The sequence below is a fragment of the Limosilactobacillus caecicola genome, assembly GCF_943192935.1.
Lineage (GTDB): Bacteria > Bacillota > Bacilli > Lactobacillales > Lactobacillaceae > Limosilactobacillus > Limosilactobacillus caecicola.
On sequence record NZ_CALPCI010000005.1, the window covers coordinates 35,098 to 60,020 of the forward strand.

The 24,923-nt window shown below is 44.1% G+C and carries 28 protein-coding genes, 1 tRNA gene and 1 other annotated feature; of the genes, 7 read left to right on the plus strand and 22 right to left on the minus strand.

Going from position 1 to position 24,923, the window contains the following annotated elements; translation table 11 throughout:
- Positions 1–188 precede the first annotated feature (188 nt).
- From NFR43_RS07310 to NFR43_RS07320, 3 genes are all read left to right on the plus strand, one after another.
- On the plus strand, positions 189–752 hold the full coding sequence (locus NFR43_RS07310; RefSeq protein WP_251547923.1) for a DUF5067 domain-containing protein: 564 nt from the start codon (positions 189–191) through the stop codon (positions 750–752).
- A 1,031-nt stretch (positions 753–1,783) separates the two neighbouring features.
- The gene (locus NFR43_RS07315) at positions 1,784–2,338 is read left to right on the plus strand and encodes a PBECR4 domain-containing protein (RefSeq protein WP_251547925.1); all 555 of its coding nucleotides are present in this window, start codon (positions 1,784–1,786) and stop codon (positions 2,336–2,338) included.
- Positions 2,339–2,428: 90 nt separating this feature from the next.
- Positions 2,429–3,556 (plus strand): site-specific integrase, encoded by a 1,128-nt coding sequence (locus NFR43_RS07320; protein ID WP_251547927.1) that lies wholly within the window; start codon positions 2,429–2,431, stop codon positions 3,554–3,556.
- A gap of 45 nt (positions 3,557–3,601) precedes the next feature.
- Here NFR43_RS07320 and NFR43_RS07325 read toward each other — a convergent pair.
- From NFR43_RS07325 to NFR43_RS07340, 4 genes are all read right to left on the minus strand, one after another.
- Positions 3,602–3,675: transfer RNA gene (locus tag NFR43_RS07325), tRNA-Arg, on the minus strand.
- A gap of 378 nt (positions 3,676–4,053) precedes the next feature.
- Positions 4,054–4,578 carry a dUTPase gene (locus NFR43_RS07330; RefSeq protein ID WP_251547929.1) on the minus strand — a complete coding sequence of 175 codons (525 nt, stop codon included), beginning with the start codon at positions 4,576–4,578 and terminating at the stop codon, positions 4,054–4,056.
- Positions 4,571–5,521 carry a hypothetical protein gene (locus tag NFR43_RS07335; protein ID WP_251547931.1) on the minus strand — a complete coding sequence of 317 codons (951 nt, stop codon included), beginning with the start codon at positions 5,519–5,521 and terminating at the stop codon, positions 4,571–4,573. The genes NFR43_RS07330 and NFR43_RS07335 overlap by 8 nt, the downstream gene beginning before the upstream one ends.
- Positions 5,514–6,401, minus strand: coding sequence for an exonuclease SbcC (locus NFR43_RS07340; protein ID WP_251547933.1), 888 nt, complete (start codon positions 6,399–6,401; stop codon positions 5,514–5,516). Before NFR43_RS07340 ends, NFR43_RS07335 begins: the two co-directional genes overlap by 8 nt.
- 229 nt (positions 6,402–6,630) lie before the next feature.
- On the opposite strand from NFR43_RS07340, the gene NFR43_RS08520 reads away from it, so the two are divergent.
- Positions 6,631–6,756: a hypothetical protein gene (locus NFR43_RS08520; protein ID WP_275087109.1), complete on the plus strand. Its 126-nt coding sequence runs from the start codon at positions 6,631–6,633 to the stop codon at positions 6,754–6,756.
- Positions 6,757–6,817: 61 nt separating this feature from the next.
- On the opposite strand, the gene miaA is transcribed toward NFR43_RS08520, so the two are convergent.
- Positions 6,818–7,741 carry a tRNA (adenosine(37)-N6)-dimethylallyltransferase MiaA gene (gene miaA, locus NFR43_RS07345; RefSeq protein WP_251547935.1) on the minus strand — a complete coding sequence of 308 codons (924 nt, stop codon included), beginning with the start codon at positions 7,739–7,741 and terminating at the stop codon, positions 6,818–6,820.
- Positions 7,742–7,829: 88 nt separating this feature from the next.
- Between miaA and NFR43_RS07350 the strand changes: the two genes are divergently transcribed.
- Positions 7,830–8,006, plus strand: a complete 177-nt coding sequence (locus tag NFR43_RS07350) for a DUF3042 family protein (RefSeq protein WP_251547937.1) — start codon at positions 7,830–7,832, stop codon at positions 8,004–8,006.
- Between the two features lie 72 nt (positions 8,007–8,078).
- Here NFR43_RS07350 and NFR43_RS07355 read toward each other — a convergent pair whose 3' ends face one another.
- From NFR43_RS07355 to NFR43_RS07385, 7 genes are all read right to left on the minus strand, one after another.
- Positions 8,079–8,501 carry a rhodanese-like domain-containing protein gene (locus NFR43_RS07355; RefSeq protein ID WP_251547939.1) on the minus strand — a complete coding sequence of 141 codons (423 nt, stop codon included), beginning with the start codon at positions 8,499–8,501 and terminating at the stop codon, positions 8,079–8,081.
- Between the two features lie 20 nt (positions 8,502–8,521).
- Entirely contained in the window at positions 8,522–9,502 is a 981-nt protein-coding gene (locus tag NFR43_RS07360) for an ROK family glucokinase (RefSeq protein WP_251547941.1), read from the minus strand.
- Entirely contained in the window at positions 9,486–9,737 is a 252-nt protein-coding gene (locus tag NFR43_RS07365; RefSeq protein WP_251548056.1) for a YqgQ family protein, read from the minus strand. Before NFR43_RS07365 ends, NFR43_RS07360 begins: the two co-directional genes overlap by 17 nt.
- A gap of 5 nt (positions 9,738–9,742) precedes the next feature.
- On the minus strand, positions 9,743–10,402 hold the full coding sequence (locus NFR43_RS07370) for a rhomboid family intramembrane serine protease (RefSeq protein WP_251547943.1): 660 nt from the start codon (positions 10,400–10,402) through the stop codon (positions 9,743–9,745).
- Positions 10,403–10,404: 2 nt separating this feature from the next.
- Positions 10,405–10,968 carry a 5-formyltetrahydrofolate cyclo-ligase gene (locus NFR43_RS07375; protein WP_251547946.1) on the minus strand — a complete coding sequence of 188 codons (564 nt, stop codon included), beginning with the start codon at positions 10,966–10,968 and terminating at the stop codon, positions 10,405–10,407.
- 91 nt (positions 10,969–11,059) lie between these two features.
- On the minus strand, positions 11,060–11,209 hold the full coding sequence (gene rpmG, locus NFR43_RS07380) for a 50S ribosomal protein L33 (protein ID WP_251547947.1): 150 nt from the start codon (positions 11,207–11,209) through the stop codon (positions 11,060–11,062).
- 141 nt (positions 11,210–11,350) lie between these two features.
- Positions 11,351–13,402 (minus strand): peptidoglycan D,D-transpeptidase FtsI family protein, encoded by a 2,052-nt coding sequence (locus tag NFR43_RS07385; RefSeq protein WP_251547949.1) that lies wholly within the window; start codon positions 13,400–13,402, stop codon positions 11,351–11,353.
- A gap of 177 nt (positions 13,403–13,579) precedes the next feature.
- Between NFR43_RS07385 and NFR43_RS07390 the strand changes: the two genes are divergently transcribed.
- The gene (locus NFR43_RS07390) at positions 13,580–16,189 is read left to right on the plus strand and encodes a YfhO family protein (RefSeq protein ID WP_251547951.1); all 2,610 of its coding nucleotides are present in this window, start codon (positions 13,580–13,582) and stop codon (positions 16,187–16,189) included.
- Between the two features lie 65 nt (positions 16,190–16,254).
- Here NFR43_RS07390 and NFR43_RS07395 read toward each other — a convergent pair whose 3' ends face one another.
- The 10 genes from NFR43_RS07395 to NFR43_RS07440 form a co-directional block, all read right to left on the minus strand.
- Positions 16,255–16,896 (minus strand): DUF421 domain-containing protein, encoded by a 642-nt coding sequence (locus NFR43_RS07395; RefSeq protein WP_251547953.1) that lies wholly within the window; start codon positions 16,894–16,896, stop codon positions 16,255–16,257.
- Between the two features lie 12 nt (positions 16,897–16,908).
- On the minus strand, positions 16,909–17,355 hold the full coding sequence (locus tag NFR43_RS07400) for a DUF3290 domain-containing protein (RefSeq protein ID WP_251547955.1): 447 nt from the start codon (positions 17,353–17,355) through the stop codon (positions 16,909–16,911).
- Positions 17,356–17,420: 65 nt separating this feature from the next.
- On the minus strand, positions 17,421–17,897 hold the full coding sequence (greA, locus tag NFR43_RS07405) for a transcription elongation factor GreA (RefSeq protein ID WP_251547957.1): 477 nt from the start codon (positions 17,895–17,897) through the stop codon (positions 17,421–17,423).
- Between the two features lie 85 nt (positions 17,898–17,982).
- On the minus strand, positions 17,983–18,627 hold the full coding sequence (gene udk, locus NFR43_RS07410; protein ID WP_251547959.1) for a uridine kinase: 645 nt from the start codon (positions 18,625–18,627) through the stop codon (positions 17,983–17,985).
- 12 nt (positions 18,628–18,639) lie between these two features.
- Positions 18,640–18,999 carry an endolytic transglycosylase MltG gene (locus tag NFR43_RS07415; protein WP_251547961.1) on the minus strand — a complete coding sequence of 120 codons (360 nt, stop codon included), beginning with the start codon at positions 18,997–18,999 and terminating at the stop codon, positions 18,640–18,642.
- An 80-nt stretch (positions 19,000–19,079) separates the two neighbouring features.
- Positions 19,080–21,509, minus strand: a complete 2,430-nt coding sequence (gene pheT, locus NFR43_RS07420; RefSeq protein ID WP_251547963.1) for a phenylalanine--tRNA ligase subunit beta — start codon at positions 21,507–21,509, stop codon at positions 19,080–19,082.
- 6 nt (positions 21,510–21,515) lie between these two features.
- Positions 21,516–22,562 (minus strand): phenylalanine--tRNA ligase subunit alpha, encoded by a 1,047-nt coding sequence (gene pheS, locus NFR43_RS07425; protein WP_251547965.1) that lies wholly within the window; start codon positions 22,560–22,562, stop codon positions 21,516–21,518.
- A 36-nt stretch (positions 22,563–22,598) separates the two neighbouring features.
- Positions 22,599–22,796: a binding site (T-box leader), on the minus strand.
- A 47-nt stretch (positions 22,797–22,843) separates the two neighbouring features.
- Complete coding sequence (locus NFR43_RS07430) at positions 22,844–23,176, minus strand: winged helix-turn-helix transcriptional regulator (protein ID WP_251547967.1); 333 nt, start codon at positions 23,174–23,176, stop codon at positions 22,844–22,846.
- Between the two features lie 23 nt (positions 23,177–23,199).
- Positions 23,200–23,706, minus strand: a complete 507-nt coding sequence (locus tag NFR43_RS07435; RefSeq protein ID WP_251547969.1) for an HD domain-containing protein — start codon at positions 23,704–23,706, stop codon at positions 23,200–23,202.
- An 85-nt stretch (positions 23,707–23,791) separates the two neighbouring features.
- Positions 23,792–24,568: a TrmH family RNA methyltransferase gene (locus NFR43_RS07440; protein ID WP_251547970.1), complete on the minus strand. Its 777-nt coding sequence runs from the start codon at positions 24,566–24,568 to the stop codon at positions 23,792–23,794.
- Positions 24,569–24,625: 57 nt separating this feature from the next.
- Here NFR43_RS07440 and NFR43_RS07445 point away from each other — a divergent pair, with 57 nt between their 5' ends.
- A complete protein-coding gene (locus tag NFR43_RS07445) occupies positions 24,626–24,904 on the plus strand; it encodes an acylphosphatase (RefSeq protein WP_251547972.1) in 279 nt (92 codons plus the stop codon).
- The last annotated feature ends 19 nt before the right edge of the window (positions 24,905–24,923 follow it).

Here is a 24,923-nt window from a genome sequence, read left to right on the forward strand (position 1 = left end):
ACTGCGCTGAGGTGGAAAAAGAGATTATCAACTTAAACGATTTTAAAAGCACTTACCTAATTCCAAAGTATTTAGATCCTGTAGTGAGAGAACAGATTGCTAGGTATTACATCAGATAAAGATGAAATAATATCGATTCGTCCAAATACTGATGACGTTAAAAGCTGAATTATTGGGAGGATGTCCTCATGAAAAAAACAATTACAGTTGCAGTTGCTTTACTAACTGCTCTTTCGCTCTCTGCGTGTGGAGGTAAAAACGCAAATAGTAAATCTGGTTCCTCAAGTAGCACGGAAAATGCATCATCTGTAAAGCCGTCCGATCAAGCGTCTAATCGAACATGGACTTATAAGAATAATGTCTTTGATGCTGGCGTTGAAACATATAAGTTTACAAAAGCTGAAGTTAGAGATTCGGCAGAAGATGGCAAAAAAGTATTGGTTCTTTATTGTGACATTACTAATAACTCCAAAAAAGAGCAAGATCCTTCAAACGTTTATATGGTAGTTCACGCTTATCAAAAGAATGATACCTCAGATGTTCAATTAGATCCGGGCGAACAAACTAAGCTTGATGCAAATGGTAATGACCCTCTTCAAGAACAAGAAGACAACTTACATAACAACCTTTTGCCGGGAAAAACAACAAAAGCTGTAATGATGTTTACTTTGAACAACGACAAGCCAGTCCAAGTTAGATTCCAAAATTCTAACTTTGATACGATTGGAACGAAGACATATAAAGTTAAGTAAAATAAAAAAAGCACCATTAACCACCGCGACTAAATTTAGGTTAATGATGCTTAGAAAATAAATGTGTCTAAAACCTGATGACATTAAAAGCTGGAAAAATTAGGAGGTTAACTATAAATAATGTTTAATATTGACCTGTTAGTGTCCAATTTATTATCTATTGTGAAAAATATAATTGTATTCATCTTCGTAATTTTAGTGATAATAGCCCCTTTATTTCGTTTAATAATCGGATTCCTAAAAGACTGGTTTACTCCAAAAAGTAAAATATATCATAAAATTCATATTAATAATAGAAGTCTTACATTAAAACAAACATATGAAATCAGCGAGCAAAAATTGTTAAATTATATTAAAAATAACTTAGCACAAGGAAAATGCGTATATTTTGAAGGTGGTAGTAAACTAGTAGTTTCTGCTTGTTTTAAAAATAATAAACCATTGGTTGACAAAATTTTTAAATGGGATCAAATAACCTACACTATCCAATTCAAGTCAATAATCTAATTAAGAGATTTCATAGGAATGAACAATAGTATGCAGATAATACAAGATTAAATTCGTTCTTTTCAATTCTAAATACAATGATTGACTACCTAAACTTAAAATAGTAATATGAATACAACGGATTAACGGTATGACCGTTAACTGACGGAGGCCTTGAGCCAAAGTCAGGTATCTATTAAAAGAGTCAATCATTAAGTTGATTGGCTCTTTTTTTATTGAAAGAAAAAAGCCCGCTCCCTGCTGTAACAGAGAACGGACTAATATTACCGATTATTATCAAAGTTGTTTAACCCCCTTAAAAACATTTTAAAGAATTAATAAGAATTATTGACCTCTTCGTTTAGCGTGTTATGATTAATACTGAAAACAGCCCAATTAGCTTGTTGCTGTAGTTGTGGAACGCTATAGTGCCTGGCAGAGGCTTAATATCTGACCGCTAGTCCCGACGGGAGACGTCTTCCCGTCCGTTCCAAAGAGGTTGCTAACTTTTGTTAGTAACCTCTTTATTTTTTTAGGAGAAACCTATGGAATACTACCAAGTTAAAAGTTCACTTGATATTAATTATCAAAAAATATTAAATGATTATCGCCGATGGTTTGCAACCAGACAAATTGTCTTAACCACAAACTATAAATTGCTTGACAAATTTACGGTCGTTTTTAGTGAAAGCGATCTTCCTCACTTAATGGGTTGGGAAAAAGTCGTAAGCAAAAAGGCATACGCCAGAAACATTCTGCATCTGGTAGATAATAAAATGCTTACTTATACAAATTCACGACATCACCATCGTTTCAAAGACATTAAAAATCGATTACTAAATTATAATTTTCTCCATGAAATATTTTGGAAACACGATCCAGATATATGCGTGATGACTTCAAATATGAAACCTAACCCCTTACGACTCGACATTGTTTTCACTAAAAACACTAGTCCCCGTGAGATAGTAGTCTTAGGTTTGCGGCGTAAAAAACACATGGAAAGTTTTGTACCCACTACACTTCATACGGAGTCCGCAAAGAATAACCGTTATTTACTAAGACGCAAGACACACATCACGTCATTTCGTTGGCAATAAAAATTCATCCCCTGCGGCAACAGAGAACGGACTAAGAGTTGAATTCTAAACCACTCAACTCTTCAATTATAACAGATTGGAGGTACTCTTATGGCAAGAATCGTTAGAAAACCAAATGGTAAGTGGTTAATTGAAACTTCTTGGTATGACGGAAATGGAAAACGCCGTTATAAAAGTAAAGGTGGCTTTGCCACTAAACAAGCTGCCAGACAATATGCCGCCGAACTAGATTCTAAGAAATATCAGGGTGAAATCACTGATGATGATCCTAGCTTTGCGGAATATTTTATGATGTGGTTTGAAACCTACAAAGAAAATTCCGTAGCCTTGACCACTAAAAAACGATACTTAAACGATTACAAGTTCATCGCTGATTACTTCCGCAATCGTAAACTATCAAGCATTACCAGATTTCAATATCAAACGTTTCTGAATGCCTTCGGTAAAAATCATGCGCCGTCAACAGTTAGGAAATTTAATGGTGTAGTACGTGAGTGTGTAAAAAATGCCATTGTAGATAATCTAATCAATAAAGATTTTACGATCGGTGTTAAATTGGGCGGAGATGAAAGCCGTTCTCTCCACGTCGAATACTTGAATATTGCCGAGATCAACACCTTAGTTAAATACCTCAAAAATGGTCGTCAGCCACGTTATACAAGCCGCTATATGATTCTTACTGCAATCTATACAGGAATGCGTCTCGGTGAGATTATGGCCCTTACGTGGCACGATGTGAACTTTAACTTTAAAACCATCACTATCAATAAGTCATGGAACTACGTTGGCGGCGGTGGCTTTAAGAAAACTAAAACGCCATCTTCAATCAGGACAATTAGAATTAATGATTCGCTGCTACGATTACTAGCTGAATTAAAGGACAATCATCAGGATATGGTGTTCATGAACGCCAACAATCAAATTCCTTCTTCAAATGCTGTTAATACCCTACTGCGAAAATCATTGGCAGCTTGCGATATGTCAAAACAAGACTTTCACTTCCATAGCCTGCGTCACTCTCACGTGGCATACTTGCTAGCCAACGGCATACCTTTATATGCAATTAGTAAACGCCTTGGGCATTCAAATACAACAATTACCGCAAATAAATATGCTTATTTGATTGATGAATTCAAAGCTCGTTCTGATGAAATGATCGAGAATTCGCTCAACAAAATTGATGATAAAAATCAAGTTGGCGGACTAACGGCGGACTAAAATAAAAGAACCCCTGATATATCAAGGGTTCTAGAGTGATTTAAATGAGAAGAGTGGGAATCGAACCCACAACCTTCGGTTTAGAAGACCGATGCTCTATCCAGTTGAGCTATCCTCCCAAGCACTTCCAAATATACTGATTTTCGGTAAATTTGTCAATTCCCTGTTGAATTTAGTCCGACAAAGTTTAACTTGTTTAAGAAACGTTAAAAATAGACAGACTTTGTTACAAAATAATTGCATTTGCAATCTTTCCGACAATAATAGGAGTTAGACGATGTTATTTGGGGGTGTACTAATGTTACCATTAATTGTGATCATATTAATTCTTTCATTATCCGCCGTAGCGCAATTCAAATTTTCTGGGATGCCCACAACGGAGCACTCCCGGGGAAAACACGCTGCTAGCGTTGATTCTCATAAAGCATAGCCAATCTTTTTCTTTTATCTTATCAACAGGAAAATGACGTTACGAATTATTTCGTAGCGCCATTTTTCTATTCTTTGAGATTCTCTTTAATGACTCGTTCGTGCTCTTGCATAATCTCTTCCGGAGTAAGTTGAAGGTCCACCAACCCATCCTTTAATAAGAGATGCCAGGCATGGCGAAAATCCTCTTGACGGTGCGTGTAAAAGCTCGTAAACAAGAAGTATTTAATGGCGAGGTACTCCTGGTCTAAAGTTGATAATTTGGTTGCTCGTTTAGCCGTGAGTAACTGCTGATACTGCTGATCATCCATCACCACAAGGTGGGTCCATTGCTTCCGTGCACTGAAGAGTAAAAACCAGTGCACCGTTTGGACAAACCGTTGTAAGAGTTGTTCGTGAGACAATTGCTTGTCATCATCATCCCCCACAATTGAGTAATTAATTGCAGGTTGGTACAAGTCTGCCAGTGACTGGTCACAACGAACTACAATTTCTTGCAAATGTGCAGTTGGTCCCATCAATAAATCCCGTTGTTCAATCACTTGGTTGTCAAAGTAGATAGCGTCCTGCAGTAGTTGGGTAATGTTAAGCATCCGCAGAACTCCCCTCTGGAGCAATCGCCAGTTCAGAGCGAACTGCCAGTGCATCACGATTATCCAAGTACCAATCCCGTAACATCTCGTAATGCAGCAACACATCAAAGAATGAATATTGCTGATCTGGATCCGTCACTTGAAACTTCCATTGCTTGCTGTAATCATCTGGATCATATGACAAGGTCAATTGAATGTGCCGGTCCAAATTCAACATTGCTCCGTTGTTGTGCGGTAAGCTCAGCAACATAAAGTCAGTATCCGTTGTCTTCACAAACAACTTATCAATGATCGTCAAATCTAATTCTGGAGCCTGAAGTGGGAAGTCCACGCCATTCGTTGTATTCAAGATGCCGAGGTTAACGACAAAATCAAGCTTACTTTCCAAAATTTGTGAAAAATCAATTAGTGACTTAAGGGTTGCTTGAATATCCAGATCACTATAACGATCGATCTCGTTTACCATGAAGAAATTGATCAAGGCCCGGTTGCTAAAGTTAATTACTTTTTGGTTCAGGTTGATGTAAAACAATGATTCATGAGTTTCTTCTTCGGTAAAGAACGCCCCACCATGATGCGGATCTAATTCAAATTGGAAGTTAACTTCGTCACCGAGGTGCTGGCAGTTCATTGAAAAACGGTGTTCCCGTTCATTTTCATCCAGCCGCATTCCTTGAATATTGGCTAGATCCATCAGGCGGCCCATAAACAGCAAGTAATAATCTTCTGGATGATAGTGTTGAGGAAACTTCACAAAGGGTGAAGTTAAATCCAGCATAGTCAGCTTTTGGGTCGCCGTGAGTAGTTCAGCTGGGTCAGCTTTTTCTGACAATTCATTTAACAGTGCTACATATTGTTCACCAATCCGGAGTCCCGTCGTCAAAGATTCACTGAGTGCTTGAACTCGTTCGGTCGCAGTCTGCAATACTCGTTCGTTACTCATTATCAGCCACCTGCTTTCCACCGTCTGCCTTAGCCAGGTGCTTCAAATAGTTAGCATAGAGGTTGCGGTTGGCAAGTTCAAAGTCCTCAAAACTACCAAAGGTATCCACAATACTCTTTTGTTCATAACTCAAAATCGTATTTTCCTTGGAGAGTTCCAAGACCTTTTGATTGTTTTCCTTAATATGGGCTTTAGCGCCCCGGGCCTCTTCATTCTCGTCCTCGAGCTTACTGATTTGGTCAACAATTTCTTGCCGAGCTTCCTTATTTTTACTTGATTCAAACAGGCCTGAACGTGAATTAGCGTCTTTTAATTCATTTTGTAATTCTGCCCGCTTTTGTTCCCGGGTAGTGGCGGAATCAATCAATTCTTGCAGGTGATCATTTTCTGCTGAAAGCTTATTAATTGCCTCGCTATTATACTTTTTCCCCTGTTCACTTAGCTTAAATGAATCAGCTAACTTGCCATATTCGTCCTGATTAAAGGCAAACCGAATATTTAAAACATCCAAATCGCCGAATTGACGCCGGTCCCACCAATTACCAAAGTAAATCCGGTAATGGCCAGTTTGGTATTCCTCATAGTAAAAGAACGGGTACGCCTTCCCCAAGTAGTCAATCAAATTTTCACTCAAAAAATGACTTAATTGATTCGTGAGGTTATCGACCAGGTTCATCACCCCAGCGTCGTTGGCCTGCTGCTCGCGGTGTTCAATCTCCGCTGCATACCGTTGGTTATCTAAAAGCTCATAAATTTTAGTATCTTGATGGTCGGCCACGGCCGCTTTGAGTGCACTCAGATAGTCAATCTTTTTTGCGATTGCTGAATCAATCGTTTGGCCAACATCGAGATGTCCTTGATCATATTGTTCAGTTGCCATTGCTGATATCTCCTTCGTCATTGCACATTCCATGCACACTTAGATACTACTAATTTTACTCATTCTTAATGATAATTTAAAGTTAAAGACTGATCTTGTACACTTTCTTAAGATTTATGGACTCTAATTTGCATTTCAGAAAATTGACACCTATAATAATCGTAGTTGGATATTTTACATTTGTGGTATATTTATCCGACTGGATGTCAACGGAAAGAGGCGAATGTTGATGACTTTAAGTAAACAAGAACGTAAGGAAATGGCCCGGAAGGCCATGGAAAAGCGTGGTACTAAGAAGCCAGACGGCTCCGGTTTCGCAAAGATTGACGCTGACGCTGCCAAGCTTAATAACTAAAATTAATTTAGAAGCATAAAAATGGTTTGCAATCTGGCTCTTGCCAATTGCAAACCATTTTTTATTTCTGCAGCCAGTCACGCACCGCTTGTTCAACTTCCGGAATCGTATCTTGTCCACTAACTAAGTCAAACCAATGAACCGTCATCTTGTTACGAAACCAGGTTAACTGCCGCTTAGCATAATGTCTGGAGTCTAACTTAATTTTATCAATTGCGGCCGCTAAACTAACTTCACCGCGAAAATACGGAAATAACTCCCGGTAACCAATTCCCTTACCAGACTGGTAGTGCTCTCCACCCTTCTGGTACAATCGCCGTGCTTCCTTGATCAATCCCTGCTTAACCATTTGGTCAACCCGATCATTAATTCGTGAATACAGAACGGCACGCTCCGTATTTAACCCAATCAAAAAGTATTCATCTGGGGAAGCCGCCTGCGTCTGAACAGAAAACAGTTGGCCGGTTTTTTCAATCACTTCCAGGGCCCGGATCGCCCGCCGCACGTTTGTCACCGGAATTTTAGCCGCTGCTTGGGGGTCTAATTTTGCTAGCCGTTCCCAAACAACCTGATTACCTTGCTCCGTAGCAACCTGCTGCCACTTTTGCCGAATTTCGACCGATCGTTCATCAAAGTGGTCAGCACCCAGCTGTAGATTTTCAATGAGTGCCTGGACATAAAAGCCGGTCCCACCCACAACCAACGGCAGGTGGCCCCGTTGGGTAATCTCCATAATTTGTTCATTCGCGAGTTGCTGAAAATCAGCGACGGAGAACCGTTCGTCAACATTGCGGATATTAATCAAGTGGTGTGGAACGCCAGCCATTTCTCCCGGAGTAACTTTGGCGGTCCCAATATCAAGCCCCCGATAGACCTGCATCGAATCCCCTGAAATGACCTCACCATTGAGATCCTGTGCCAGTTTGATCGATAAAGCCGTTTTACCGACGGCTGTAGGTCCCACAATTCCAATTACTTTTGCCATAATTATTCTCCTTATCCTACAGATGACTGGAAATCTCCCCGAAAATTAGGCATAATGGAATTATTAAATACGAAAGGAGCTTCCACTAATGAAACAATTTACAAAAGGTTTTGCTCTCGGCACACTGGCCACATTAGGTGCGATTGCTAGTGGAATTATTACGTTCCACAAGACGGTCATTGCACCAATCGAAGAAACTGAAGAAAAGTTTGACAACAACCGGCGGGCTGCTACCCGGAAGGGTCGTTCCGCTCACCAAATGTAGTTCTCCAGCATTCCAGTAACAGAAAAAGGTTCCTAGCGTTCGGTCACACCGGATGCTGGGAGCCTTTTTAATTTAATCACTGTACTTGGCTTTTTTGGTCTTACCGGTCCACTTTGAATAACCACCCTGTAAGATGTAAAGATTATCAAAACCGTGCTTACCTAAAAAGGCAGCAGCTTGGGTACTCAAAGTCATTCCTTCATCATACAAGTAGACTGGCAGGTCAGGACGTAAGTCGTCATATTGTTGAAGTAAGAAAGCCAATGGCATTGACCGTGCTCCTAAGATATGGCCACGATCAAATTGGTTTTTCGGCCGCAAATCAATGACTTGAGCTTTGTGGATACCCTTTTGAAAGGCCTCTTCATCGATGACCGTCGCATAATGATTTCGACGCCACCGCCCCCACAAATAACTGCCTAACCAAACTAAAAGTAAGACAATTACAATGATGTCAAGAATTAACGCACCGCTACTAATTGCTGCAATAACCAAATTTGTTCCCTACTTTCTAACTATTCTGCGTCCGCAAATTGGGTTGCTAATGAAGCTGCCCCAATTACACCCGCATCATTTCCTAATTCCGCTAATTTAAGTTTAGTCGAAGTTCGGACAGTTGGAAAGGCAAATTTTTCAAAATTCTTTTGAACCCGTTCCAAAAGGAAGTCTCCGGCAGCTGAAACACCACCACCAATGACCAAGAATTCAGGGTTCAGGGTGTTACTGATGTTGGCAGCAGCCAAACCAAGGTAGTAAGTCACCTTGTCGACAACCCGGTTAGCCAGGTAATCATGATCCTTGGCTAGATCAAAGACAATCTTGGAAGTAATTTCGTCACCATTATCGATCATGGCCTTCAACTTGGAATTTCCTTCGTATTCTTCTGCGAGGTCTTGAGCTAAATGAACCACCCCAGTAGCGGAAGCATATTGTTCAAGACAACCATGATTACCACAAGTACATTGGTAACCGCCTGGTTGGACAATGATGTGCCCAACTTCACCACCAGCACCGTTGACCCCATGGATCAACTTCCGGTTGCTAATCAGGCCACCGCCGACACCAGTTCCTAACGTGATGAAGGCCACGTCGTCACCGTCATTACCAGCACCCTTCCAGCGTTCACCAAGGCCCGCACAGTTGGCATCGTTATCCAAGGCAAACTTCAGGTGGGTTCCGTCTTCAATTTGTTCCTTAACTGGTTGTAAAGTCTTCCAGTTTAAGTTGTAGGCACCAATCACCGTCCCGTTTTCACGATCAACGGTCCCGGGAGTTCCCATCCCGATTCCAATAAATTGGTCACGACTCATCTTGTACAGATCAATATGGTGGTTAATTGATTCGATAATGTCAGGAACAATGTGTGAACCTTCATCCAAAATGTTGGTCCGAATTGACCACTTTTGTTGAATTTCACCTTCCGCAGTCAAAATTGCAAATTTAATGGTGGTTCCACCAAGGTCTACCCCGATTAATTTTTTATTTGTCTTTTCCATGTGCTTTCTTCCTTTCTACTGCCATTTTTTGTTCATAGCGATGTTCCTTTTTAAGGACGAGCTTTGCTTGTAGATACAGGTCTTTATCAATCACGTAGGCCTGATACAAGTTGTCGACCTCGAGCGCCATTAATTCGATATCCCAAATTCGCTTACCGACGTAGACGAAGATGTTAAACCGTTTCAAGAGCTGCTGAACATCGTACAATGTACGTAGATGGACAAGCGGTTGCATTCCCATTACATCGCCCTCCATAACATGATGACAATAAATACAACTAATATAGTGCCACTAAGAAAACGCTTTATCAAGTCTATTTGACCAATTTTTGTACTTCCCAGGGCACCAGCAGCTAAAAAGCCACCAAGCAAACCGCCGAGATGCCCTGCTAAATCAACCCCTGGCATCAATAGGTCCGCCCCAATATTAAAAATTACTAAAATAAAAAATTGGCGGGCCATTTGGCGGATCATGATGTTGTCCCGGTAAACTAACCCGAGCATGATAAATGCACCAAATAGGCCAAACAGTCCGGTACTAGCACCAGCGCTAATTCCCTGAAGTGGCTGGAAAAGCATGCTGGCTAAATTCCCCGTAATGATACTCAACAGGTAAATCACCAGCATTTTCCAATGACCAAAGAGGACTTCAACGTACATGCCGATAAAGTATAAAGTGATCATGTTGATCACGAGGTGTTGGATACCAATGTGGACAAAGCCAGCAGTAATTAGTCGCCACCACTGGCCTTGCAAGATGAGTGGCGTATATTTGGCCCCACTTTGAATCAAAACTGCGGTGTTGGTCGAACCACCTTGGATGGCCATCCAGAGATAGACCAGCACACAGATGGTAATCATCGTGACCGTCACTGGAATTTGCCGAATTGAATTTTTCATCGTTATTCGCCTACCAACGGGACGTTAGGTCCGATCACCCTATCTACCGGAATATCGTGCTCATCAACAGGCCATTCATCATCATCCGCCACCTGAGTATTAAAGGCCAAGGCCACTTTTGGTCCACCATAGTCGGCTAAATAGCGGTCATAATAACCGCCCCCGAAGCCCAATCGTTTACCTGCCGGTGTAAAGGCAACACCAGGGACCACCATCAAATCAATGTCATCGGGAGTAACCACTTGACCACCAACTGGTTCTAAGACCCCAAAATGACTTTCGTCAAATTCGGTGTCTTCATCAAGCGTGACAAATTCCATCTGCCAGTTTGGTAATGTCCGTGGGACCACCACCCGTTGTCCCTTATGCCGGGCGTGCAAAATGATCGGTGCCGTATTAATTTCGAAGGATTGGCTGATCGTAATCGCAATTGTGTCGGCATTGAACCACTCTGGTTGGTCATATAACCGCGACGCAATCTGCTTTTCTTCCTGGAGTCGCGTATTCAAATCCAATTGTTGCAGACGGGCAATATAGGCCTGCCGCATTTCTTTTTTTGTATACATGTCAAGCACCCCTCCTTGAGGTTTAACTGGAATAAAAAAAGGGCGCAACAAAAGTCATCAAAACTTCTGTGGCGCTCCCCATAGTGAAACATTACTTAGTTTCACGGTGTAAAGTAACCTTACGTTCCCGTGGGCAGTACTTCTTTAATTCAAGCCGGTCGGGATTGTGACGACGGTTCTTACTAGTTAAGTAAGTCCGTTCGTGACATTCAGTGCATTCAAGTGTGATGTTTACACGCATTGTCTTGGCCTCCAAACTTATTTTTATTTTTAACGAGAATACGTTATATCTTTACGTAACCCTAACTCGTACAACTATATCATTAATTTTACTATTTGACCAGTTTTTTACCAAACTTTGTTAAGGATTTTTCCTTGACACTTATTCTGTTGACTTAGAACTTTGAACGTCTTTCCAGTAGGCTTGGAAAATTTCTTTAGCCATTGTTAAGTTGCTACTCCCACCTGAGGCGTTGGAAATTGCCAGTGCAACCACGACTTGTGGGTTGCTGGATGGTGCATATCCGGCGAAACTCAGAGTTTCAGTGCTTTGCTTCTTATAGAAGGTTTCTGCCGTCCCGGTCTTCGCCGAAATCGATGGGGTCACACTACTCAATGACTTAGCGGTCGTGTAAGAACTGGTTCCGTGAGTAACCTGGTAGAGTCCCTTCCGGACGAGTTCAAAGTAAGACTTTGGTGCTGGAATGACTTGTTGGACTTGTGGTTTAGCAGTATAGGTAATGTTGCCGAGTTCACCATTAGATTTAGTTCCCCGGATTTCCTTGACGATGTATGGTTTCATCCGGTAACCACCATTGGCGATCGTTGACATGTACTGAGCTAATTGAATGGTTGTGTAACCATCATAGTTCCCATAGGAAAGGTCCAGTGCCGACCCAATATTCTTTTTACCAGAAGCACCCGTGTACCCGGCCACTTCACCTGGTAAGTCGATCCCGGTCTTTTGACCAAGGCCGAACATCTTGTAGTAATACCGCATTTTAGTGAAGATCGATGGTTTCAAAGTTAGTTGCGCACCACTGTGGTAATTCATACCACCAATCTTCATCAGGACTTGCATCATGTAGGAGTTAGAAGATACTTCCAGGGCACTCGCGGCGTTCAATGACATGTTGGCAGAACCCGTCTTGTTGAACCAGGAAGTCTTGGCAGACGTCCCAGCCACCTTGATTGGCATATCGGTCAACGTGTTGTTTGTTGGCGTGATAACCTTTTCCATTAGACCAGCCATGATGGTGGCAGGCTTGACAACCGACCCCATGACAATCGGGTGGTTAATCGCACCGATTTCATCAGTAGTCGTTTTACCGGTAGACGGGTCACGATCAATCCCACCCATGGCGTAAATAGCCCCGGTGTATGGGTTCATCACCACAGCATAAACCCCAGTTGAATTGCTACCAGCTGGGAAGTTTTGCTTCAGGATCTTTTGAACATCCTTTTGAAACTTGGAGTTGATCGTCAAGACCAGGTTGTCACCCTTTTTACCAGGATAGACCACCTTGGACTTAGTAACGTTGTTGCCACTAGTCGTGACTTGTGTTTGGGACTTGGAGCCAGCCAAGGTTGCTTGGTACTGCTTTTCCAAGTAACTTTGTCCCACATTATCGTTTCGGGAATAACCTTGAGACAATAATGTATTAACACTGTCACTAGGTAACCCAGAAGTGGAAACCGTCCCGACTAAGGATTGAATATCCTTACCTTGTGGATAGTTTCGGGTCCAAGCCGTCCCAATCTTAACCCCTGGCATGTCACTCAAGTGTTCACTGACTTCCGCCAATTCCTTGGCCGAAACATTCTTGGACTTGATGTAAGTCGTCGACAACGAATAGGCCCCACTCATCGTGGCGTAGATCATTGCCTTGTTCTTTTGGTCCTTAGTGAGCTTGAAGTAGTGCGGGTGCTTATTAAGGTAGGCAATCGCATCATCATACTGTGCCGAGCTGCTACTGCTCTTGACGTGCTTCAGCACGGCTTTTAAATGACTGTTATCTGCCAAGTAGTAGTCCTGTTGGTTTCGGGTAGTCAACTTTGTAGTTGGCACCGTCAGGTACTTGCCCAGCCGGTTAGCGATCTTGTAAAGATCATCACTATCAACATTTTGACCCTTAGTATAAGTAATGGCTTGGGTTGCCTGGTTACCAACCAGAACCTTACCATTCGAATCATAGATCATTCCCCGCTGGACGTTATTCGTCTGCGTAGTCGTATCCGAACGCTTAACTTCAGCTTTATATGACGCTCCGTTCATCACCTGGAGGTAAAACAGCCGGACTGCTAAGGCCAGTAACAGCAAGCCCACAATCCATAGTAAAAAATTGAGCCGGAACGGAATTGCTGATTGTGCGGTCCGATTCTTGTCGCGTGAGCGAAATTTAAATAGTCCTTTAAAACGATTAAAGAAATTCACGTGTCATTCTCCTTTAATACCAGAAATTATTTTGGCATTTCATAACATCAGTCAATGATACACTGTTTTTGCCAAAAAGTGACCCTTATTTAATTAATATTAAAAACTTATTTTGTTCATGATTGGCCAACCATTCCGTTATATAATACTGACTAGTTTATTCTTCAGGAGGCCATCGTGATTAAGAAACCACGTCATTTCAATTTTAACCTGCTAATTGCATTTATCCTCCCCGTCGCGATCATGGGGTGTTATTTTGCCGTCCGGCAAATGGCCCCGTTTGGTCAGAATTCTATTTTGACGGTTGACCTCGGGCAGCAGTACGTCGACTTTTTCGCTTACTTCCGAAACATGATCCTCCACCACCCTAGTAGTCTCTTCTATTCCTTTTCGAAGGGGCTCGGTGGTGAAATGTTTGGGACAAATGCCTACTACCTTTTTAGCCCACTTAACTTGGTTCTACTCTTTTTTCCGGGCCAATTACTTTCCAGTGGAATCTTACTGCTCGTCCTCCTCAAGGATGGGCTAGCCGGGCTCTCCTTTGCTTGGTTCCTCCAACGCCAAAAGTTACAAACTCCTCCACGGAGCTGGGCCTTTTCAACTGCCTACGCCCTAATGGGCTGGATGATCGCCAACCAGTTAAATATCCTGTGGCTGGACGTTCTCTTTATCTTACCACCAGTCATTGACGGTCTCATTCAGCTCGCCCATGGTGGTTCACCATGGCGCTACATTGCCTGGCTGACCGTCGCCATCATTGATAATTACTACATGGCCTGGATGTTGGCACTCTTCACCTTCCTCTTTATGATCTGGCTCACCGTTGGAATGACTAGCACTTGGCGAGGTAAAGCCAAGTTTGTCGGTCGTTTCTTTGGTAGCTCCATTGCAAGTGGACTGCTCAGCGCGGTGGTACTGTTGCCAACGATTTATGCTCTCACCCAAAGTAAGGGAACTTATACTGAGCAGACGATTAAGTGGGCAACTGAATACAACCCCCTCAAGATCCTCGCTAAGCTGGTTCCTGGATCCTTTAATTTTGGTCAAATGCCTTCGGGCCAGCCGAACATCTACGTTGGCATGCTCCTGACGATTGGCTTTGTGCTCTACTTTATCTACTCCCAAGACCGCTTAGCCGTCCGGTTTACCGCCCTGGCGATTTCAGCTTTTATCATCGCCTCTTTCTGCCTCCAACCGTTCGACCTGCTTTGGCACCTTGGCCAATTCCCCGTCTGGTACCCATCACGATTTTCCTTTGTCTTTAGTTTTTGGATGATTTACCTCGCTGCTAGAACACTCAAACCAAACTTCACGATTAAGTGGCCAACCGCCCTTTTTCTGGCCGTTGCCGTGTTCGCCGTTACTGCCTACCTGTGGGCTAACCAACGCCACATTTCTTACATTAGTACTTCGCAATTAAGTATCGGGTGTGGTTTGGCGATCATCAGTATCGTAATGTTAATGCTGCGTCGCGATCCGTCTCCGCGGATGGCTGACTTCCTCTTTGTGCTCCTCGTCGTGTTGGATGTGTCCACCAGCGCTTTTGTGGCGCTCAACCATATTTCCTACGTTTCTCAAGGGGAATTCGGTAACTACACGACCGCAATGAACCAGGCCATCAAGAAAGCCAAATCCGGAGACAGCGGCTTCTACCGAATTGCTAAAAACTTTATGCGGACGAAGGATGATCCATTCCAGTCCGATTACTACGGTGGCGAACACTTTAGTTCAACCATGGAACCGACCGTTTCTTCCTTCATGAGTTCAATTGGTCAACCTGCCGGTGATGGCTTTGTGGCCTATTCCAACGGCACTCAGGTCACTGATTCCCTTTTTGGCTTTAAATATTTCCTCCAGGCCAAGAACCACGGGATGAGTAATGACACCCAGATGCTACCAATTACTAGTACCCGAGCGGACTGGTACCACTTGGCAAATGTCTCAAGTACCAACATGGTCAATATCAAAAAGAATGCCAACGCGTTACCAATCGCCTTTGGGGCCAGCACTAAGATTCTCGACTTTAAATCCGTTACGCTGGATCCCCTGAACTACCAATCACAACTGTTCCAATTATTAGCTGGGAACAACACTGCCCAACAACTCTTCAAGGTGCAAAACTTTGACTACGTCACCTTCAAGAATGTGCAAAACGCCAAGCAAATCACGGGAACAACCTTCACCCGTAGCAATCCGCTCAAAAACGCCAGTGTGACCCTGCACTTTACACCCAAGACGAACGGTTCGTACTACCTCACCCTTGGAGCTAGCGTTAAGAACGTCGCGTCCATCAAGATTAATGGGCGGACCCTTGACCAGTACCCAACCTACCATAATACGATCGTAATCAACGTCGCCAGTCACCAAAAGGGTAAACCAGTCAATATTGAATTCAAACTGAAAAAGCAGGCGATGTGGATGCAAAACGTCAGCCTCTATCAACTGGATCAGAAGCAATTTAAACAGGACGTTAAAACCTTGCAAAGCAGTGGTTTAAAGGTTACTAGCCAACGAGCTAACCAGATTAAAGGGACCGTCACCATCAAGAATTCACGACAATTCCTGATGACCACGATTCCATATACGCAAGGCTGGCATGTCAAGGTCGATGGCAAATCGGTAACCCCATTCAAAGTTGCGGGGACCTTCATGGGAATCCCAATTACCAAGGGTACTCACAAGATCACCATGACATATATTCCACCTTACCTCATTACGGGGCTAATCATCAGTCTCATGACCTTTGGTGGTTGTGTTGCCTGGTACGAATATCGTAAACGTAAATAGAGAACTAGCCTGACCGATTCGCTCATCGCGGATTGGTCAGGCTTTTCTTATCAAAAAAATTCATTTTACTGTGCTGGGTATGGTACCAACCGCAGGTCACCATGAATGTATTCGCCCAAGTAGATGTCATCAAGGGATTGGTAACCCGCCTTCGTTACCTGCTCTTCGACCCACTGTTCATCATGGTGGATCAATTCCAGAATATCGGTATTAAGCTGACCATCACTAATCAAGGGAAATTTGACGTCCTGGTCATTATTTTCGATGATGACCAGCTGACCATTCTGCTCAAGGATTCCGCTCTTCACCTTGGCAACCTCATAGATCCCTTGGCTCCGCAAACGCATCATCAAGTCATTGGCACTCATTCCAGCCTTGATACAGTTATCGACCACCACTTGACCATTGCGGATCAGGATTTGCGGTCGCCCATCGATCGCGATTCGTACCCAACGATTATGTTCCTTAATGTAACGCAGGATAAAGACGATTACCGTCCAGATCAACAAAACCAGAATGAACTCAACAACCGAAATAGCGGAATTATAGATAATGCCCCCGATGATTCCCCCGAGGACATAGTTTTGCACTTGGTCCAACGCCGTGGTAGGTGCCAAGTTCCCTTTCCCCAGAATATTAATTTGAAAGATCAGACAGATCATCCCAAGGATAAATTTAATTGTTATTAATCCATAAGTATTTCCCATGCTCGCAACACCTTACTTGCTCTGAATCAGCACCCGGTGATCAATCACATGGGCTCGAGTGAGCGTATAGTTGTTGCCACCTTCACTCAGGTTGACTCGGTAGTCCTGATCCTTAATCCGGACGATGATCCCATCGGTCAAAGTTGTTGAATTAACCACGACATCCTTAGTTTTAACATGGTGATCCTTGGCAACTGCTTTGACAAACGGCACCATCTGTGATGACTGGGCCTGCTGAGTATGGGCGGACTCGAGGTACGTATACTGGAGACCAATAAAGATGACCAACAGGAGAGCGAAAATGATTCCGAGATCCCGGTACTTGGTAACTAAGCGGTGCCGAGTGTATTGAATGATCATCACTAGCAGTAAGACGGCAAAGATGATCATCATAACGTAATTAAAAGTTGTATTAGTTTGCTGGTGATTTTGCAGGTATGTTAAGTTATAAAAAGTCATAAAATGCTCCAATCGAAAAAGCGCGGAATAACCCCCTGGTTGTTCCGCGCTTAATTAATTTAACTTTACTTGACTTCGAGAATTTCCACGTGCATGGTGCCGCTTGGAATTTCAATGTCAACTTGTTCGCCGACCTTGTGACCCAAGAGACCCTTGGCCATTGGTGATTCGTTTGAAATCTTTCCGGACAGTGGATCAGATTCAGATTCACCCACGATCGTGTAGGTTTCTGGTTCTTCATCCGGTAATTCCTTGAAAGTAACACTCCGCCCCATCGAAACTTCATCCGCGTCGACGTCATCGTTGTCGATGATGACTGCGTACTGGAGCATGTTTTCGATTTGGCTAATCCGTCCTTCGACAAAGGCTTGTTCGTCTTTGGCAGATTCGTATTCGGAGTTTTCCGAAAGGTCCCCGTAACTACGGGCGATCTTGATTCGCTTGATGACTTCGGGACGACGCTTGAGACGCAAATCTTCTAGTTCTTGTTCAAGCTTTTCCTTACCGTCAACCGTCATCGGAAATGTTTTTTCATCAGCCATAAATTTTTACTTCCCCTTTAATCAAAAAATATCACTTGCAACATTACCATTTCAGCACCAAATTTTCAACCATTTCTGATAAAAATTAATTAATATGGTGGCCCCGTTGAACCAAAATGTCCTTAACCTTAGTGGACAATAAATCAATGGCGACCTGGTTTTGGCCACCTTCTGGCACAATAATGTCCGCGTAACGTTTCGTCGGTTCAACGAATTGGTGATACATTGGCTTAACCGTCGCTAAGTACTGGTTAATAACGGAATCAAGCGACCGGCCCCGTTCCTGCATATCCCGCTTGATCCGCCGAATGATCCGCAAATCACTATCGGTATCGACAAAGACCTTGATATCCATCAAATTCCGCAGTCGTTCATCGTCAAGAATTAAAATTCCTTCTAGAATAATGACGTCTTGTGGTTCAACATGGATTGTCTCGTTGGACCGCGTGTATTCAGCATAGTTATAAACCGGCATTTCAATTGCTTCGTTATGGCGTAACTGGTCAATCTGCTTAATCAATAATTCAGTGTCAAAGGCCAGCGGGTGGTCATAATTGACCGCTTTGCGTTCCTCCATCGTCATCTCACGCTGGTCATTGTAATAAGTATCCTGAGTAATGATTTGAATTGAGTTCCCGTGAAGTTGGTCAAAAATGGCGTGGGCAACGGTGGTTTTACCGCTTCCTGAACCTCCGGTAACCCCGATAATAATTGGACGTGTTCCGTTCATAATTTCCTCCGATTAATGTTTTTTCGCATGCGTGCTTTCTTGTAAGTGGGTGACAATTTCCGGAATCGACTGCGACTTCTGGAGGTAAAAAGTGCCGGCTTTGACCCCATTGGTCTTATGCGTTTGGAGGTAGTAGTAAAAAACATACCGACTTCTGACTAACCCCGCGCGTTTTAAAATTGCGCTCACCTGTTGGTCATTGCTGTTTCTGGGAATGTGGACCCGAACCGTTTGGTCATTTTGTCGGTTCAGCGGCGTCAAAGCATAATTAAAGTAACCATGGATAATCAACCCAACTGCAAGTAAAAACACCACAACAGCAATCACAATATAATTTTGTTTCCGAATTTGCTTGCTCGAAAACCGGTGCATTATATCAATCCCTCCTGCCACCATTTTCGTAAAGCAACACCGCAACGACGGTGATCGTTACGGTGTTGGAAAAACTTCAACTAACGAATTTCGGCACCTAATTCATCGGTTAAGTGCTTTTCGACCTTGGCAAAGGCCTTGTTAACCGTTTCTTCTTGTAAAGTACCGTGGTCATCTTGATAGGTCAGCGTGTAAGCTAAGGACTTCTTGCCAGCAGGTAAATGAGCTCCTGAGTAAACATCGAAGAGTTCGACCTTCTTCAAGAAGGCGCCACCCCGCTTCTTAATGATTGCCACGATTTGTTCGTTGGTAACTTCTTCATCAACTAAGATGGCGATATCCCGGGTAATGTCTGGGTACTTGCTAATGTAAGTGTAGTGCTTACCACGGGTATCTGCTGCGAGGACGGCTTCCAGATTGATTCCAAAGACGTAGGTTTCTGGAATCTTATAGTCCTTGGCAATGTTCGGGTGAACCTGACCGATGAACCCGATCACTTCACCATCTAACAGAATGTTAGCGGTCCGGCCTGGGTGCATTTCTGGTCGACTAGAATCAGCCACGTAGGTGATTTCACCAGCCACGGCTAGATTCTTCAAGTATTGTTCCACAATGCCCTTGAGTTGATAGAAATCAACTGGCTTTGCTTTAGCATTCCAGCTTGCTGGAACCATGCTCCCAGTAACGGCACCGGCGACATGTTCTTGTTCTTCGGGGCGTTCGCCACCCTTTGGAATGAAGACGCGCCCTTGTTCGTAGAGGGCCACATTAGCCACCTTGTGCGCATTGTTGTAGGCAATGTCATTTAACAATCCAGAAACAATGCTCATCCGCGTCGCCACGTGGTCAGTACTCATTGGGTAGTCAAGTTCCATTGGCTTGGTGTCACTTGGTTCGACTTCAAATTGTTGAGCTTTTGCAATCGTCGTTAAGGAGTAACTAATTGCCTGGTTAAGGCCAAGGCCTTCCAAAACGTGCCGACTAGCGCGGAGCTTCTTTTGCCGTGGGGTTAAGCCACCCAAGTTCCGGGTCATAACTGGCAAGGTTGATGGAATGTTGTCATAACCATAGAGTCGCGCAATTTCTTCGTAAAGGTCAGCTGCCAGACTAATGTCCCACCGCCGTGCTGGAACGGTGACAACAATTTGATCATCGTCATTTTGGACCATCTTGAAAGCCAGCCGGTCAAAAATATTTTGAACCGTTTGCATATCCATAGCGGTCCCCAGAACGTCATTGATTTTCTTCAAAGACAAGGTGATATTGTGGGTTGGGTAATCGTGGTCGTTGCCAACAACGATTCCCTGAGCCACTTCACCACCGGCCAATTGTTGAAGCCAGTATGCAGCTTCATCAAGGGCTTGTTCCACCGTTTCTGGGTTAATTCCCCGTTCAAACCGCATTGAAGATTCACTGTGCAGGTCCAAACGACGGGCTTGCTTCCGGACCATCACTGGATCGAAAATCGCGGATTCCAAAGCCACCGTGGTGGTGTGGTCGTCAACTTTAGAGTTGTCACCACCCATGGTACCGGCCAAGGCAACAGGTTGGTCACCAGCCGTTACCACGATGTCTTGGGCCTTTAATTCTTGTTCTTCACCATCGAGGGTGGTTAACTTCTCGCCTTCGTTAGCGTGACGAACCAAGATCTCGTGATTAGTAAGTTTGTCATAGTCAAAACTGTGTAATGGTTGACCATACTTCAGCAGGATGTAGTTAGTAACGTCAACAACGTTATTAACTGGGCGGACGCCGGAATTCCACAATTTGATTTGCAACCAGAGTGGACTATCGGCGATTTGAACGTTCTTGATTACCCGGAGCTTGTAAACTGGTGCAATCTTGTCATCAGCCACCTTCGCCGAAATCAAATCACTCGTTTGGTCGCTACCGTTTTCTTCCACGGGGTGACTGTTAAAGCCATTTGGTAAGTCATAAATGGCAGCAAGGTCATTGACGTTGCCGTAAATGCTTAACATATCACCACGGTTTGGTGTCACATCAGTGTCAATGATCGTGTCGTCCATTCCTAAGTATGGGAAAACTGATTCGCCAATTTTAGCATCATCAGGGAGGAACCAAATGCCGTCTTCATAGTCCTTTGGCGCGATTTTTTCACTAAAGCCAATTTCCTGAAGGGCACAAATCATCCCATCAGATTCTTCGCCACGGATCTTACCACGCTTGATCTTGACGTTGTCAGCAATCCGGGCACCATGGAGGGCCACGATCACTTTCTTGCCGGCCTTGATGTTGGGCGCACCACAGACAATTTGAATCGTTTCATCATCGCTGATTTTGACCTGGCAGACTGACATGTGGTCAGAATCTGGATGTGGCACACATTCTTCGACGTAACCAACGATGATCTTCTTCAGGCCATCACTTGGTGAGCTAACAGAATTGATATCCACGGAAGTCCGTGCCAGCTTCTCGGCGAGGGCCGCTGGCTTAATCTTGTGGTCTTCCAGTGGGAGGTATTTATTTAACCATTGGTATGATACTTTCATAGTCCACTATCCTTTCTGATCAAATTGCGTTAAGAACCGGACGTCATTTTGGTAGAAGTCCCGAATGTCTTCGACACCGTACTTGAGCATGGCAAAACGATCAGGACCAAGTCCGAAGGCAAAGCCACCGTATTCTTCTGGGTCGACCCCGGACATCTTCAACACGTTCGGGTGCACCATTCCGGCACCAAGGACTTCAATCCAGCCGGTATGCTTACAGATGGCACAACCCTTTCCCATACAGTTGAAACAGGTAATGTCAGCTTCAACAGATGGTTCCGTGAATGGGAAATAACTTGGCCGAAGCCGAACCTTGAGCTGGTCCCCAAAGAGGTGTTGAGCCACAGCTTCAAGTGTCCCCTTAAGGTCGGCCATCGTAACGTGCTTTCCAACAACCATTCCTTCGACTTGATGGAATTGGTGACTGTGAGTTGCATCATCAGTGTCGCGCCGGTAGACCTTCCCTGGCGAGATCATCTTCAATGGTCCCTTACTAAAGTCGTGTTGTTCCAACATCCGCGCTTGCATTGGTGAAGTTTGTGTCCGCATTAAAACTGATGGGGTGACGTAGAAAGTATCTTGCATATCACGTGCGGGGTGGTCCTTCGGGAGGTTTAATTTTTCAAAGTTGTATAATTCTTGCTCAACTTCGTCACCAACGGCCACTTCATAACCCATGTCGGTAAAGAGGTCGACTAATTCGTCAATCACTTGTTGGATCACGTGGGGTTGGCCTTGCGCAACCGGGGTACCTGGCAGGGTAACATCCAGGCTTTCACTAGCCAGCTTGGCATCCAAAAGTTGGGCTTGGATTTGGGCCCGCTTTTCATCCAACATTTGTTGGAGTTCGTCCCGCACTTGGTTCGCATACTTACCAACCTTTGGGCGTTCATCGGCACTAAGGTCCTTCATTCCCCGTAGCACGTTCGTGATTGGGCCCTTCTTACCAAGTAATTTAACCCGAATTTGATTAATCGTATCCAGGTTGGAACTATTTTTAATTTCGTCAGCACCCTGTTGGCGCAACTCTTCGAGTTTTTCTCTTAATCCCATATTGTCCTCCTTTAGAAAAAACAAAACCCCGTCCTGCAAAGGGACGAGGTTTATCGCGGTACCACCCTAGTTTATGATTACACCATACACTTAGTGATGAGATAACGGTAATCAACCGGGAATACCAGCTCTGGAAGTGAAATTCATCTCTAGCATCTCAAAGCGACTTTCAGTTGCTAACCGCTTCTCCCTGGCAGATGCGCCGAAACTACTAATTTCCGTCTATGCTTTTCATTCAAAGTTGGTCTAATTGTAAGCTTTCCTTTTTAAAAGGTCAAGCCCTAATCACACCATTTATCGCTCCAGACGTGAACGGCGCCCATGACCGGTGCCAGTTCACGGCCTTGTTTCGTCAACGAATATTCAATCCGACTTTCACCAGGAAAGGTGTTGCGAGCAACAATGCCTTCGTCTTCGAGTTCCTTTAACCGTTCGACGAGGACCCGGTCACTACACTTATCGACGTGGGCTGCCAGGTCTTTGAACCGCTGAGTCCGTTCGTTTAACAACACTTCAATAATCAAACCATTCCATTTTTTGCCGAGAATTGTAAAAGTGTGTTCGAAACGAGGACACAAACAAAAGTCATCCTTATCTCCCGTTGAATGTTCCATTGATTGGCCTCCTTTCTTCGACATTATGATAATTTTTTCACCGACTGCTTATGAAACCGGTCTTCGATCCGGCTCCGCAGTGGGCTGAAGAATTCGTGTTCCGCTTCATAGTCATCCACCAGCGAAACGATCAAGCTTTCCATATAACGCGGCAAGGCCAGGGTCGCCCCAAACATGTGCTTTAAGATGATGTCACGTTCTTTGGCGTTCAAATTAGTGATCTTTTCCGCATTCCGCAATGCCACCCGCGGATGGATGAACGCGTGGGATCCCAAATCAAACTTGGTCGTTCGCCAATCGTAATAGAATAAATCGTGCAATAACCCCGCCCGAGCAGTGCTCCGGTAATCCAAGTGCCACCGCTTTGCAATCCGGTAACTATCATAGGAAACCGCAATTGAGTGTTGGAGGCGGTTGGAATGGTGGTGCTGGGTGTAGTTAGCTAATTTTTGAACAGCAGGCTGGTCTAACAAATCTTGAACAATCGCAACATATTGTGGGTCTGATTTCCACTCATTTTGTGTTCTCATTGAAATAATTGCCCCTTTTCTTCTTTTATAAATATTTTACACGATTTTTTTATAAAAAGGAATAATAAACTTATCAAAAGTAAGCTTATTTTGCTTGATTTAACTGAAACATAAGAATTCCGGCCGAAACGGCGACGTTCAGCGATTCTGCCTCACCACGCATTGGGATATAGAGGTTCGTGGTCGTCTGTTCCAGCAGTTCTGCCGCCATTCCTTGCCCTTCGTTTCCCATGATCAAGGCAAAGTCCTTTCCTGGATGGACATCACGGAAGTTTTTAGCTTCCGGATTGAGTTGGGTACCGTAAACTGGTAAGTCAGCCTGTTTGAAATCAGCAATCCACTTCCGAAGGTCCCCGGCAACTAATTGCAGGTGAAACTGGCTGCCCTGCATCGACCGCACCACTTTCGGGTTGAAAAAGTCAGCCGTTTGACTGCTGGCCACCACGCCGGCAAAGCCGGCCGCGTCCGCGGTCCGCACCATCGTGCCCACATTACCCGGATCCTGGACCCGGTCTAAAAAGAGCCAGGCGCCTTGCAAATGATTTGCTGGAATTCGGTGAACATCCGGCATGGTGACAACCGCCACGATTCCTTGGGGAGTATCAGTGGCGGTAATACTATTGATAATCTCTGGGGTCACCTCATAGACATTTTCAAACAGTGCTACAATATCTTCATGATCACGCAATTCTTCTGGCGTCCCAATTAGGTCCACCAATTCTTGCCCGCTGTTGCTGGCTTCCTGAACTAAATGCCAACCATCGAGCAAGTACTGACCAAACTTTTTACGCCCCTTCCGGGTTTGTAATTTTCGCCAGTCCTTGACGTGTTGATTATGAACGGAAGTTATTTGTTCATTCATTTTTCTCACCTCATTTTAGTAAGGCAATTATAACATTAATCCATCAGGAGGTTTATCATGATCAATTATCACCTCACCGTCAGTGGTCGCGTGCAGGGCGTCGGTTTTCGCTGGAGTACCTACCAGTTGGCCAAAGAAATGGGCGTGACTGGCTACGTCGAAAATCTCGCCAACGGTGACGTCGCCATCGTCGTTCAGGGCCCTCACGAGACCGTGCGTCGCTTCGTGCAAGAGGTCCAAGCTGGTGTCTCACCATACGCCCGTGTTGACAATGTTCAAATCAAGCCGGGTAACCTAGTCGACTTTAAGGATTTTTCCATTAAAGAGTCCTGGTAAATTGACTGGAATTCAGTCC